The organism is Vibrio kanaloae (assembly GCF_024347535.1).
GTDB lineage: Bacteria > Pseudomonadota > Gammaproteobacteria > Enterobacterales > Vibrionaceae > Vibrio > Vibrio kanaloae.
The window spans coordinates 290,305-303,759 of record NZ_AP025497.1; the positions used below are offsets into that span (position 1 = coordinate 290,305).

The 13,455-nt window shown below is 45.9% G+C and carries 10 protein-coding genes; all 10 read left to right on the forward strand.

Annotated features, from left to right (window positions below; all coding sequences use genetic code 11):
- Positions 1-58: 58 nt before the first annotated feature.
- The 10 genes from OCV24_RS01300 to astD all read left to right on the forward strand — a co-directional run bounded on the left by OCV24_RS01300 (position 59) and on the right by astD (position 13,379).
- The gene (locus OCV24_RS01300) at positions 59-1,564 is read left to right on the forward strand and encodes an SPOR domain-containing protein (RefSeq protein ID WP_136997907.1); all 1,506 of its coding nucleotides are present in this window, start codon (positions 59-61) and stop codon (positions 1,562-1,564) included.
- Between the two features lie 69 nt (positions 1,565-1,633).
- Positions 1,634-2,479, forward strand: a complete 846-nt coding sequence (locus tag OCV24_RS01305) for a Dam family site-specific DNA-(adenine-N6)-methyltransferase (protein ID WP_017055828.1) — start codon at positions 1,634-1,636, stop codon at positions 2,477-2,479.
- A gap of 203 nt (positions 2,480-2,682) precedes the next feature.
- A complete protein-coding gene (gene rpe, locus OCV24_RS01310; RefSeq protein WP_150878782.1) occupies positions 2,683-3,357 on the forward strand; it encodes a ribulose-phosphate 3-epimerase in 675 nt (224 codons plus the stop codon).
- A 119-nt stretch (positions 3,358-3,476) separates the two neighbouring features.
- Positions 3,477-4,163: a phosphoglycolate phosphatase gene (locus OCV24_RS01315; protein WP_150878784.1), complete on the forward strand. Its 687-nt coding sequence runs from the start codon at positions 3,477-3,479 to the stop codon at positions 4,161-4,163.
- Positions 4,164-4,349: 186 nt separating this feature from the next.
- On the forward strand, positions 4,350-5,366 hold the full coding sequence (trpS, locus tag OCV24_RS01320; protein WP_046224646.1) for a tryptophan--tRNA ligase: 1,017 nt from the start codon (positions 4,350-4,352) through the stop codon (positions 5,364-5,366).
- A 385-nt stretch (positions 5,367-5,751) separates the two neighbouring features.
- The gene (locus OCV24_RS01325; RefSeq protein WP_150878786.1) at positions 5,752-8,346 is read left to right on the forward strand and encodes an ExeM/NucH family extracellular endonuclease; all 2,595 of its coding nucleotides are present in this window, start codon (positions 5,752-5,754) and stop codon (positions 8,344-8,346) included.
- Between the two features lie 218 nt (positions 8,347-8,564).
- Positions 8,565-9,143, forward strand: coding sequence for an aminodeoxychorismate/anthranilate synthase component II (locus OCV24_RS01330; RefSeq protein WP_017055823.1), 579 nt, complete (start codon positions 8,565-8,567; stop codon positions 9,141-9,143).
- 399 nt (positions 9,144-9,542) lie between these two features.
- Entirely contained in the window at positions 9,543-10,754 is a 1,212-nt protein-coding gene (locus OCV24_RS01335; RefSeq protein ID WP_017055822.1) for an aspartate aminotransferase family protein, read from the forward strand.
- A 107-nt stretch (positions 10,755-10,861) separates the two neighbouring features.
- On the forward strand, positions 10,862-11,881 hold the full coding sequence (gene astA / locus OCV24_RS01340; protein WP_017055821.1) for an arginine N-succinyltransferase: 1,020 nt from the start codon (positions 10,862-10,864) through the stop codon (positions 11,879-11,881).
- 40 nt (positions 11,882-11,921) lie between these two features.
- Positions 11,922-13,379, forward strand: coding sequence for a succinylglutamate-semialdehyde dehydrogenase (gene astD / locus OCV24_RS01345; RefSeq protein ID WP_102506796.1), 1,458 nt, complete (start codon positions 11,922-11,924; stop codon positions 13,377-13,379).
- Positions 13,380-13,455: the final 76 nt, after the last annotated feature.

Here is a 13,455-nt window from a genome sequence, read left to right on the forward strand (position 1 = left end):
GCGAAACTCTAGGCAACTGAAGCGTTTTACTGATCGATCTTATCAGTAGGGATCCCCAATGAGTTTGGCTCATGAATTAAGAGTATTAGAGTTAGAGTCTCAAGTTGAGCTGCTAGAGCGCTTACAGCTTTTGACTAACTTTGGCTCAAATCTTGTAACGGTCGCTGGCAAAGCTGGTTCTGGCCGCTCTTGGTTGGCTCAGCGTTATCTTGAAGCATGGTCAACAGAAAGAAATCAGTGTTTACTACTTTGTCATCCAAGCCAAGACGATCAACAACGCCGCGCACTTATTCTTAGCCAAATTGTTTCTGACCCCCTGTTTAATCAACATGATTCTTTATCTGATAGCCTAACAAGGCTACTGGATGGAGAGCCGTGTCATGTGGTTATCGTTGTTGATGATGCGCACCGTCTCTCTGAGCTATTGGTATCCGAATTATGGATGTTGGTACTGGAAGCTCAATCAAACCCTCAGTGGACGATCAATATCGTTCTCTTCTCGGAAACGGGTCATCTAGACACTCTATTAACACGTCTGAGTTACGGCCAACAACACAAGCCTATCGATCTCGAGATCGATGATCTTTCACAACCAGAAGCTGAACATTTTTTTGAATCACTGGTGATTCGATATGTTGATGATGAGTCTGAAACTCGCGTGCGACGTGCGTTTAGTAAAGCGCGACCTCTGCCCGGAGAGTTAATGGCTTTAGGAGAATTGAAAGTGGAAAAAAGGATTATTATTCGCTCAATCATTGGTTCACCGATCAATATCGCGATTGTGGTGGCCTTGTTGCTGTTGTTAATTGGTGGCGGTTATTGGTGGATGTTCAGTCAGCCAACACCAGACGATAAAGCGCAATCTCTAATTGCACCGATTGAACAGACGGCTATTCCAACCTTTGAAGTGGAAAGCGGCACTGAACAAACCGGCGTCAATGAAGCTGTTGACTCTGAAACAACAACCGACATGAGTTACCAAGGCGCAGATGATGACAGCTCTTCTCTGCCACCGAGTGTCGTTGAAGACACCGCCAGTGTTGGAGAGGCCGAGCAAGATCAGCAGCGCGTTGTGATCACCTCTGACGTGGTTGATGCTTTGCTGGATGACAAAGCTGAGAGTGCCGATACCAGTGCGCTTGATGAAAATACCGATGCTGCTGTGAGTTCGCAGTCTGATTCAGTAGAAGCCGAGTCACAGTCGACAGCCGATGAAGAATCAGAACGAACTGACTCAACACCGCCGGCTAAAAAGATCACCTTCTCTTTTGCTCGTGAAGAGTTACAAGCTATCTCGCCACGAGCATATACTCTGCAGTTGAGCGCGATGACCTCACTGGAAGATGTACAATCTTTCATTGAGGAGTATGACCTTGAGAACAAGGTTCGTATCTACCCAACACTTCGCAACGACACCAAGTGGTTTATCATCACTTATCAAGATTACCCAACAATTCAACTGGCACGAGACGCGGTAAGCCTGTTATCAAAACCACTTCAGCAGTTAGAACCTTGGGCAAAATCGATGAATCAAGTGCATCGAGAAATAGAACGTGCGAAATAACCCTGAGCTTGGCCTCAAAATATGTTACATTCCGCAGCCTTATTTTTGAGTTGATAGATAGAGCAGTAAATGAAAAAGCAGCGTGCCTTTCTAAAATGGGCTGGTGGTAAATATGGCCTAGTTGAAGACATCCAACGTCACCTGCCACCTGCTCGTAAATTGGTAGAACCGTTTGTCGGTGCTGGCTCAGTGTTTTTGAATACTGACTTTGAACAGTACCTATTGGCAGATATCAATCCCGATCTTATCAACCTATATAACCTTCTTAAAACGGATCCTGAAACCTACATCACTGAAGCGAAGCGTTGGTTCTGCCCTGAGAACAACCGTAAAGAAGCCTTCCTAGATATTCGAGCTGAGTTCAATGGTACAGATAACGTCATGTATCGCTCGTTGGCTTTCTTGTATATGAACCGATTTGGCTTTAATGGCCTATGTCGTTACAACAAGAAGGGCGGTTTTAACGTTCCGTTTGGTTCTTACAAAAAACCTTACTTCCCAGAAGCTGAGTTGGAGTTTTTTGCCGAGAAAGCGAAAAAAGCCACCTTCGTCTGTGAGGGATACCATGAAACCTTTAGCCGCGCCCGTAAAGGCTGTGTGGTTTACTGTGATCCTCCATACGCACCGCTGTCGAATACGGCTAACTTTACCTCTTACGCAGGTAATGGCTTTAGCTTAGATGATCAAGCTGCGCTGGCGGATGTTGCTGAAAAAGCAGCGATGGAACGCGGTATTCCTGTTTTGATTTCAAATCACGATACGACATTAACGCGTCGCTTATATCATGGTGCGGAATTGAATGTGGTGAAGGTGAAGCGCACTATCAGCCGTAACGGCGCTGGACGTAATAAAGTGGATGAGTTACTGGCGCTTTTCCATAAAGAGAAAAACAAGCAACACGCATCAGCGGAATAGTACTCGTCAGAATAACCTCCAAACTCATTAAATTGAGTGACCAACGGATACTTTCTTAAACTAATCTTTCGAACTGCTAGGATCTGCTTAGGGGCTTAGGTAGAATTGCACACCAAATAGTCTTGGGCTGAGTCTTGTATTTGTGTATGAGATATCACCAAGGCGGTGACATTCGCAATTTACTCACTCTTAAGAGGTTTGGTATGAAAGATTTTCTAATCGCTCCATCGATTTTGTCTGCAGATTTTGCTCGTCTTGGTGAAGATGTAGAAAAAGTACTCGCAGCGGGTGCTGATGTTGTGCACTTTGATGTGATGGACAACCATTACGTACCTAACCTGACTTTTGGCGCGCCTATCTGTAAAGCGCTGCGCGACTACGGTATTACCGCTCCGATCGATGTTCACCTAATGGTTAAGCCAGTGGACAGTATCGTGCCTGAGTTTGCGAAAGCTGGCGCATCAATGATTACTTTTCACGTTGAAGCATCAGAGCACGTCGATCGTACTCTACAGCTAATCAAAGAACACGGCTGTAAAGCAGGTGTGGTTCTTAACCCAGCAACACCACTGTCTTGCCTAGATTACATCATGGACAAAGTAGACATGATTCTACTAATGTCTGTGAACCCTGGCTTCGGCGGTCAATCTTTCATTCCTCATACTCTTGATAAGCTGCGTGCTGTACGTAAGCTGATTGATGACTCAGGCCGTGATATTCGCCTTGAGATTGATGGCGGCGTGAAGGTTGATAACATCCGTGAAATTGCAGAAGCGGGCGCAGATATGTTCGTTGCTGGTTCGGCTATCTTCAATCAACCGGATTACAAAGAAGTGATTGATGAGATACGTGCAGAGCTTGCAAAAGTTAACGCATAAAAGTAGAACTAGAGTCAGTTGACCTAAACTAGAAAAATTTAGATTAAGGGGCTCATTGGCCCCTTTTTTACGTCTTATCGCTCAACACATAAGACGAATATAATTAATAGGAAAGTAAGATGTCATTAAGTTCAATAAAACTGATCGCCTTTGATTTGGATGGAACCTTGTTAGACAGCGTGCCTGATTTGGCGGTTGCGGCTGACCAAGCTTGTCAGGAACTGGGTTTCTCTTCAGTGAGCGAAGAACAAGTTCGCGATTATGTAGGCAATGGTGCTGACGTGCTTATCGGACGCTCACTCAGCCGCAACCTAACTGTTGACCCAAGTCTAGCGCCTGATCTGTTAAAGAAAGCGCGCATCCTGTTTGATGATTTCTACGAGCAGGGCGGCCATAAGCTCAGCCACCTTTACCCGTCAGTAAAAGAGACGCTGGTTGAACTGCATAAAGCGGGCTTCACCATGGCACTTGTGACCAACAAGCCGTCGAAATTTGTACCCGACGTTCTGGCGCAACACGGTATTGATAAGTACTTTGTTGATGTGTTGGGCGGCGACTCTTTCCCAGAGAAAAAGCCGAACCCTGTGGCGCTGAACTGGTTGCTAGAAAAGCACAATGTGAAGGCAGAAGAGGTGCTGATGGTTGGCGATTCAAGTAACGACATCAAAGCCGCTAAGAATGCAGGCTGTCACTCGTTTGGTCTGACTTACGGCTACAACCACGGTGAGCCAATTTCAGCATCAAACCCTGACTATGTCGCAGGCAACATTGCGCAATTACTAGATGTCGTTCTAGTTTCAGCATAAAGCGGACAAAAGTTAACGAACCTACTAGCAAAATACTTGTCAATGAGTACACTGGATGAGCCGCGTAGAAAGAGCTACGCGGCTTTTCTATATTTAAGTTAAGAAGCTAGGCGAACAAGCGAAGTTAACAAACTAAGTTAACAAGCGAAGTGAAAAACCAAGCGAACAAGCAAAGGAATTAAAACCATGAGCAAGCCCATCGTATTGAGTGGTGTTCAACCATCTGGTGAACTAAGTATCGGTAACTACTTGGGTGCTCTACGTCAATGGCAACAGATGCAAGATGATTACGATTGCCAATACTGTGTTGTAGACCTTCACGCAATTACGGTTCGCCAAGACCCGAAAGCACTGCATGAAGCGACTCTAGACGCACTAGCAATCTGTCTTGCTGTCGGTGTTGATCCAAAGAAGAGCACGCTATTTGTTCAGTCACACGTACCAGAGCATGCTCAACTTGGTTGGCTTCTTAACTGTTACACACAAATGGGTGAACTGAGCCGTATGACTCAGTTTAAAGATAAGTCTGCGCGTCACTCGAACGACGTAAACGTAGGCCTATACGACTACCCAGTGTTGATGGCTGCAGACATCCTGCTTTACGGTGCTCACCAAGTACCTGTAGGTAGCGACCAGAAACAACACTTAGAGCTAGCGCGTGATATCGCAACTCGTTTTAACAACATCTACGGTCCTGAAACGCCAATCTTCCAAGTACCAGAACCTTACATTCCAACAGTGAATGCACGTGTAATGAGCTTGCAAGATGCGACGAAGAAGATGTCTAAGTCAGACGACAACCGTAAGAACGTCATTACTCTGCTAGAAGAGCCTAAGTCGATCATCAAGAAGATCAACAAAGCGCAAACCGATGCAGAAACACCACCACGTATTGCTCACGATTGGGAAAACAAAGCGGGTATTTCTAACCTAATGGGCTTGTACTCTGCAGCGACGGGTAAAACGTTCGCAGAGATCGAAGCGCAATACCAAGGCGTTGAAATGTACGGTCCATTTAAGAAAGATGTAGGTGCTGCATTGGTTGAGATGCTTGAGCCGATTCAATCTGAATACCACCGTATCCGTGCTGATCGTGCGTACATGGACGCAGTAATGAAAGCGGGGGCTGAAAAAGCGTCTGAGCGTGCTTCTGTGACACTGAAAAAAGCGTACGCAGCAGTTGGCTTTGTTACTCGCCCATAGGGTGAACTAAAACAACTTGCTTGAGAATTTGAGCCCAAAGTAGCTTTTGTTTACTTTGGGCTTTTTAATGCCCATTCTATTTACCTTCCCCGAAAACCTCTTGTTTGAACTGATAATTTACGCAGTGTTTTGCTAGCATACCCGTGGCTTTAATGCTGTGCAGATGATCTTATTCAGCACTCTCAATTTTTATAAAATTAGGCTTGTTTCTATTTGTGTTGGAAATATATAACGTGCCAAACAATTGATGATTCCAAAGTGATAAGTTCCTCATTTTCTTGCCAACTGACTTATTCCTTTCATAAATAAACCTGATAGTTACCACAAAATACATGACTGCCCATAGACGGCAGTGACGATAACTCAATGAACTCAGGTGAAACGGATGGCTCTTTTACACAAACCTTCATTGCTAGCAGTGGCAATTGGTAGCTTGTTAACCACAAGCGCACACGCTGATTTGTTTATTTCACAATATGTGGAAGGCGGCAGTTACAACAAAGCGGTTGAGATTGCTAATAACGGCGATAGCCGTATTAACTTAGATGGTTATTCACTGGCTAAATCAGCGAATGGTAACGGATCATGGGGGGGCACTTTATCTTTAGATGGCCACGTTTTAGCGCCCGGTGAGGTGCTTGTTGTCGCTCATACCAATGCCAGTGATGAGATTAAGGCCGTCGCTGATATTCTAAATGCTTCGCTGGCTAACCATAATGGAGACGATCCACTGGCTATCTTGAATTCAGACTCAAGTGTGCTGGATATGATTGGTGTGATGGGCGATGTGGACTGGGGCAAAGATGTCACTTTGGTTCGTGCGACACAAACACCATCGGCGACGTTTGACGCTTCACAGTGGGTATCGCTACCAAAAGATAGCATTGAAGGGCTAGGTTCACTAGACAGTGTTGAACTGCCAGAAGCGTTCACTTGTACACAAGATGGCTCAGATCCGGTATTCACCACTATTCAAGAGATCCAAGGTGAAGGTGCAACCTCGCCATTCATCGATGGCTATCCGTATATCACTGATGATGAATACTTCGTCAAAGGTGTGGTAAGTGCAGTGACTACAGGCCTAACCAAAGGCTTCTATCTGAAAGCTCTTGAGGATGACTTCAACTCAAGCACCTCTGAAGGCTTATTCATTCATACTAACCAGTCAAGCTCAAAGCTAGCCGCGGGCGATGTGGTGTGTGTCAAAGGCAAGGTTCAAGAATACTACAGCCACACTCAACTTAAAGTTGAAAACAATCAATGGCTAAAGCAGTGGACACAACAAGCACCTGAAGCAACGGCGATTGAAGCGCTAGACAGTGACGAGAACTTCGCGGCAACGCTTGAACGCTACGAAGGCATGTTGGTGAAAACAACCGAAGCACTTGATATGCGTGTAACGCGTACCTTCGGTTATGACTACGCAGGTCGTCGTAACAACATGGTGTTGGCGCATGAGCGTATCAACATGCAGCCTAACCAGCTTTTCGCCGCAGGTTCTGATGACGCGAAACAACAAACAGAAGACAACGCAGACCGTCGCCTGTTCGTTGAAACCGATCAAAAAGCGGGTGACGGACAAGTTCCTTTCTATCCATACTTTGGCCGTACCGACATCGACCAAGATGGTTCAACAGAAGATTACATCCGCATTGATGACACCATTGTTGGTCTAGAAGGTGTTCTGACCTACAGCTACGGTGAGTACCGTTTAATTGCGACTAACCAGATTTCTGCTGAAAACTTCGTTCGTAACGATCCGCGTACCGACAAGCCAGATATGGATGAAGGTGACCTACGTATCGCGACCTTCAATGTACTGAACTACTTTAATTCTCCATTTGGCGGTGATGCGAATCAGCACGGTAATAACCGTGGTGCGAACACCATCACTGAGTTTGAGATGCAGCAAGAGAAGATTGTCAACGCGATTCTTCGCTTAGATGCAGACATCATTGGCTTGATGGAAATTGAGAACAACGGCTTTGGTGAAGGCTCTGCCATTGGGCAGCTTGTTAATCAACTGAATAACCGTATTGAACGTAAGAAAGACCGTTATACGTTTGTCGCTGTCGATTCTAATGAAGATGGCGTAACCGACGAGATGGACTCGATTGGTACCGACGTAATCACAACGGGTGTTATCTACCGTAATAAGGTAGTGAAGCTTAAAGACAGCCGTGTTATCTCGATGCCAAGCCAGCAAGCACCAGAGGTGTTAGACGATTCAGGCAAGGTGATTGAAGACGGTAAGAACTACCAACGCGACTCATTGGCGCCAACCTTTAAAGTTAAAGGCACCAAAGAGAAACTCACCGTAGCGATTAACCACTTTAAATCGAAAGGTTCTAAGTGTTGGGAAGATGCTGCGCCAGTTGAAGAGGGTGGTCAAGGTGGTGTTGATGCCGATAAGCAAGGTTCATGTGAGAACTTCCGTGTGGCAGCTGCGGTCGCATTAGGTGAAGCGCTTGATGGCATCAAAGGCCATAAAGTGATTCTGGGTGATATGAACTCGTACGGCATGGAAGACCCAATGCTGGTGCTGACGGATTACTCTGAAGAGAAATACGGTAAGCAAATCAAAGCGGCGCGTAACACTTACATTGATGGTGTTGAGCAGTTTGGTGATAGCGGTGCGGTGATTACTAAGAACTACGGCTACATTAATGCTGTGGCTCAAAAGCACCCAGACAGCTGGAGCTATTCATACAATGACGAAGTGGGCGCGCTGGATCACCTGTTGATCAGCGAGAGCTTGAAGGGCATGGTGGTTGATGCGACCGACTGGCACATCAATGGTGGTGAATCGACGTTGTTTGACTACAACGAAGAGTACAAAGGCGATCTACCTAAGTACCAAGATCACTTCCGTTCATCAGATCATGATCCTGCTGTTCTTGAGCTAAGAGTCGGCGGTTCATTCGGCTTTGGTGCACTGATGTCATTGTTCGGACTAGCAATGTGGCGTCGTCGCAAGTAGCTTAGTCACAAGTAGCTCGATAACAAGTAAACGAGCCATAAACTATGCTAGCAAACCAATCCAGATAGCTCAGATCTATCTGTAAACAATTAAGGTCAACTTAGGTTGGCCTTAATTATTGGCGAAATGCAGTTTCCACTTGCCTTTCGCTATGGGTATTGCACAATACCGCCCCTATATCTCCCAACCCTTTAGTATTTAGCAAACGATTTCGACCCATGTTACTTATCATCGATAACTACGACTCCTTTACCTATAACTTGTATCAGTATTTCTGTGAGTTAGGGGTAACTGTAAAAGTTGTACGCAACGATGAGATTGATATCGCAGGCATCGAATCACTGAATCCTAGCCACCTTGTTATCTCACCAGGTCCTTGTACACCGGATGATGCGGGGATCTCCCTGCAAGTCATTGAACACTTTGTTGGTAAGCTGCCGATCTTAGGTGTGTGTCTTGGTCATCAAGCCATTGCTCAAGCCTTTGGTGGTGAAGTGGTGAGAGCCAGACAAGTGATGCACGGTAAAACCTCTCCAATCCGTCACAACGGTAAGAGTGTTTTTCAAGGGCTTAATAACCCTCTGACTGTGACACGTTACCATTCCCTAGTGGTGAAAAATGGCACGCTACCCGACTGCTTTGAACTTACTTCTTGGACGGAATTTGAAGATGGCAGCATGGATGAGATCATGGGTTATCAACACAAAACCTTGCCGATTGATGCAGTACAGTTCCACCCTGAATCGATTAAAACAGATCAGGGACACCAACTTCTGGCTAATTTCCTAAGACGCTAGGTGTTTGAATCCGTGTTTTAAGCGCTCCTCCCTCCCTGACACTGATCACCTTTTATAACATTTCTCCCTCGTTAGGCTAAGTTTTTAGTCTATGCAATATTATTCGCCTTATTTCGTCTCGAACCCAATATACCGCAATGCCAGTAAGGCTTTGCTGTTGTTAGAGATACGCTTGAGTAGAAAAAGCTTCATAAAATAGATTAATTGATGCATAAATAGTCATAGGTAGTGACATTTAGCTTGCTGTCATGGATGGCTAAAGAATAATCTACTATTGAAAACGTTAATTAAATGTAAATATAATGCTGCGGCGGGATTATGACGGGACAAAATATTTTGTCTCACTTATAAACCAATACGCTTATTTGCGAAGCTTGCGGTATCGAGAAGGAATGTACGATGACAGTGGAAAATAAAGTAGAACGTAGTCTGTTTAATGAGGTGATGGTGCCTTGTTATAACCCAATGGAAATGATCCCAGTGAAAGGGGAAGGCGCACGCGTTTGGGACCAACAAGGCCGAGAGTATATCGACTTTGCTGGTGGTATCGCTGTGAGCTGTTTGGGTCACTGTCACCCAGCAATGGTTAACGCCGTTACTGAGCAAGCAAACAAGATTTGGCACCTAAGTAACGTGATGACCAACGAACCTGCACTGCGTCTAGCGAAAAAGCTAACCGATGTGTGTTTTGCAGAAAAAGTATTCTTTGCGAACTCTGGCGCAGAAGCAAACGAAGCAGCTCTTAAGCTAGCTCGTCGTTGGGCGGCGGATGTTCATGGCCCTGAGAAATCTGAAATCATTGCATTCAAACAAGGTTTCCATGGTCGTACTTTCTTTACTGTAACGGTTGGTGGTCAAGAAGCTTATTCTGACGGCTTCGGTCCTAAACCGGGCGATGTGACTCACCTGCCTTACAATGATATTGCCGCGCTAGAAGCGCACATCTCAGATCGCACATGTGCAATCATGATGGAACCTCTGCAAGGTGAGGGCGGTATCATTTCTCCAACGTCTGAATTCGTGAACACAGTTCGTGAACTGTGTGACAAACACAATGCACTGCTTATCTTTGATGAAGTGCAAACGGGTAATGGTCGTACTGGTAATTTTTACGCTTACCAAGGCCTAGGTGTGACACCTGATATTCTAAGCACTGCGAAATCACTCGGTGGTGGTTTCCCTATCGGTGCAATGTTAACGACCACAGAGCTAGCAGAGCACCTGAAAGTAGGTACTCACGGTTCTACTTACGGTGGTAACCCACTGGCGTGTGCTGTTGCAGAAGCGGTTGTTGATGTGGTTAGCCAACCTGAAGTATTAGCAGGCGTGAAAGAGCGTGAAGCATTGTTCCGTGATGGTCTTGCTAAGATTAACGACAAGTACCAAATCTTCAGTGAAGTTCGTGGTAAAGGTCTATTGCTAGGTGCTGCGCTTAATGAAGAGTGGCAAGGCCGTGCACGCGACGTATTAGTAGCAGCAGGTGAACAAGGCTTGATGGTACTGGTTGCGGGTGCAAACGTGGTTCGTTTCACGCCATCACTGGTTATTACTACACAAGAAATTGAAGAAGGCTTATCAAAACTAGACAAAGCAATCGCTACGCTAGTATAGCCTGAGCGGCGTCATAGGAATCATCGTCATTAGAGCGATCCTATGACGTTTCGCTGAAGGCCCAAGCTTCTGGTTTTGGGCCTGTTTTGCATCTGGAGGGAATATTGATGCTAGTTGTTCGCCCAATTAAATTATCTGACTACGATTCGCTGCATACCTGCGCCGTTGAGTCAGGACATGGATTTACGTCTCTTCCGGTTAATGAAGAACTGTTAACCAACCGAATTACTCACTCTGAATACAGCTTTGCCAAACAAGATGTGACTGAGCCCGGTGACGAAGGCTACCTAATGGTTGGCTTTGATACCGAAACTGGAGAAGTCGCAGGTACTACAGGGATCGAAGCTTCGATTGGCTGGGATGTACCGTTTTATTCTTACCACATCAGTAAAGTGGTTCACTCATCACAAAAGCTTGGCGTTAACAATGTCGTGAAGCTGCTGACTTTCGGTAATAACTACACCGGATGCAGTGAGATCTGCACACTATTCTTGCGACCTGATTTCCGTGGTGGATTGAATGGCCGTTTGATGTCTAAGTGTCGTTTCTTGATCATGGCTGAACACCCGGAGCGTTTCTCGAAAACGATTTTTGCTGAAATGCGTGGTGTATCGGATGCTGAAGGCAATTCACCTTTCTGGCAGTGGCTGCAAGAGCACTTCTTCTCTATTGATTTTACACTTGCAGATTACCTAACCGGTATTGGTAAGAAAGGCTTCATTGCTGACCTAATGCCAAAGTTACCAATCTACGTAAACTTATTGAGTAAAGAGGCCCAGTCTGTGATTGGCCAAGTGCACGATAATACTCGTCCGGCACTTAAGCTACTTGAACGTGAAGGTTTTACTAACCGTGGCTATGTTGACATCTTTGATGCAGGTCCAACGGTTGAATGTGATTTAAAAAATATCGAATCAGTGCGTCATGCGATTCGTGCTCAAGTAAAAATTGCCGATCACTCTAGCTCGAAAGACTTCCTAATTGGTAATACTTCGTTTGAAAACTTCCGCGCGGTCGCCGCGAAAGGCGCGTATGACCAAGAAAGAGACACAGTGATTTTATCATCTGAAGTAGCAAGCGCTCTTGAAGTAAAAGAAGGCGAATTCGTTCGCATGTTGGCTCAATAAGAGCGGTGATTATCTGTCGAAGATTTTTAAGGATAGAAGTATGACTCAGTGGATAGCAGGACAATGGGTGGCTGGTCAAGGTGAAGCCATGACATCAGTAAGCCCATACAACAATGAAGTAGTGTGGCAGGGTGATAGTGCAACACCGGCACAGGTTGAATCCGCAGTAGCGGCGGCTCGTGAAGCCTTCTTGGTTTGGAAAAAGCTGAGCTTTTCTGAGCGCGAAGCGATCGTGTTGAAGTTCGCGGAAAAAGTGAAAGAGAACAGCGAAGAAATCGCACAAATTATCGCAAAAGAGACGGGTAAACCGATTTGGGAAACTCGCACGGAAGCGGGCGCAATGGCGGGCAAAATTGCTATCTCTATCCGTGCTTATCATGAACGTACTGGTGAAGCTTCACGTGAAGCAGCAGGTAACCAAATCGTTCTGCGTCATCGTCCACTGGGCGTGATGGCGGTATTTGGTCCTTATAACTTCCCAGGACACCTACCTAACGGTCATATTGTTCCTGCACTGCTATCGGGAAATACCGTCGTATTTAAGCCTTCAGAGCAGACACCATGGACAGGTGAGTTTGCAATGAAGCTATGGCAAGAAGCGGGTCTCCCTGCTGGCGTAATTAACCTAGTGCAAGGCGCTAAAGAGACTGGCATCGCACTGGCGGATGCTAAAGGTCTTGATGGCGTGCTATTCACAGGTAGCGCGAATACTGGTCATATCCTGCATCGTCAATTTGCAGGTCAACCGGGCAAGATGCTGGCGCTAGAAATGGGCGGCAATAACCCTATGGTGATCAGTGACCAATTTGGTGATGTTGATGCGACGGTTTATACCATTATCCAATCGGCGTTCATCAGTGCAGGTCAACGTTGTACGTGTGCTCGTCGTCTATATATTCCTATTGGCGAGAAGGGTGACCTACTGATCGATAAGCTTGTTGCAGCAACTCAAAAGATTCGTGTTGATCAGCCTTTCGCTGAGCCAGCACCATTCATGGGCCCACAGATCTCTGAAGCAGCAGCTAAGTTTATTTTAGACGCGCAAGCTAACTTGCAATCGCTAGGTGGTGTCAGCCTAGTAGAAGCAAAAGCGGGTCAAGCGGCGTTTGTGACTCCGGGTATTATCGATGCAACCCACATTGCAGAACTGCCAGATGAAGAATACTTCGGTCCATTGTTACAAGTAATTCGCTACCAGTCACTAGAGCAAGCGGTTGAGTTAGCTAACGACACACGCTTTGGTTTATCTGCTGGTTTAGTATCAACAGATGATTCTGAATGGGAATACTTCGTTGACCATATTCGAGCGGGTATTGTGAACCGTAACCGTCAGCTAACAGGCGCCAGTGGTGATGCACCATTTGGTGGTCCGGGTGCTTCAGGTAACTTACGCCCTAGTGCTTACTATGCGGCTGACTACTGTGCTTATCCTATGGCTTCAATGGAAGGTGACGAAACTCAATTGCCCGCGACATTTAGCCCGGGTCTTGAGCTGTAATTTAGGCTATGAGTACTAAGCTCATTCGTTAAACTGGAAATAGGGAAGTGGTGTTATCGCTTCCTTTTCCATCACG

Excerpts from the sequence above, each read along its gene's own strand:
- OCV24_RS01305 (WP_017055828.1), top strand. The coding sequence starts at position 1,634 with ATGAAAAAGCAGCGTGCCTTTCTAAAATGGGCTGGTGGTAAATATGGC.
- OCV24_RS01330 (WP_017055823.1), top strand. The coding sequence starts at position 8,565 with ATGTTACTTATCATCGATAACTACGACTCCTTTACCTATAACTTGTAT.
- OCV24_RS01300 (WP_136997907.1), top strand. The coding sequence starts at position 59 with ATGAGTTTGGCTCATGAATTAAGAGTATTAGAGTTAGAGTCTCAAGTT.
- OCV24_RS01335 (WP_017055822.1), top strand. The coding sequence starts at position 9,543 with ATGACAGTGGAAAATAAAGTAGAACGTAGTCTGTTTAATGAGGTGATG.
- astD (WP_102506796.1), top strand. The coding sequence starts at position 11,922 with ATGACTCAGTGGATAGCAGGACAATGGGTGGCTGGTCAAGGTGAAGCC.
- rpe (WP_150878782.1), top strand. The coding sequence starts at position 2,683 with ATGAAAGATTTTCTAATCGCTCCATCGATTTTGTCTGCAGATTTTGCT.
- OCV24_RS01325 (WP_150878786.1), top strand. The coding sequence starts at position 5,752 with ATGGCTCTTTTACACAAACCTTCATTGCTAGCAGTGGCAATTGGTAGC.
- astA (WP_017055821.1), top strand. The coding sequence starts at position 10,862 with ATGCTAGTTGTTCGCCCAATTAAATTATCTGACTACGATTCGCTGCAT.
- OCV24_RS01315 (WP_150878784.1), top strand. The coding sequence starts at position 3,477 with ATGTCATTAAGTTCAATAAAACTGATCGCCTTTGATTTGGATGGAACC.
- trpS (WP_046224646.1), top strand. The coding sequence starts at position 4,350 with ATGAGCAAGCCCATCGTATTGAGTGGTGTTCAACCATCTGGTGAACTA.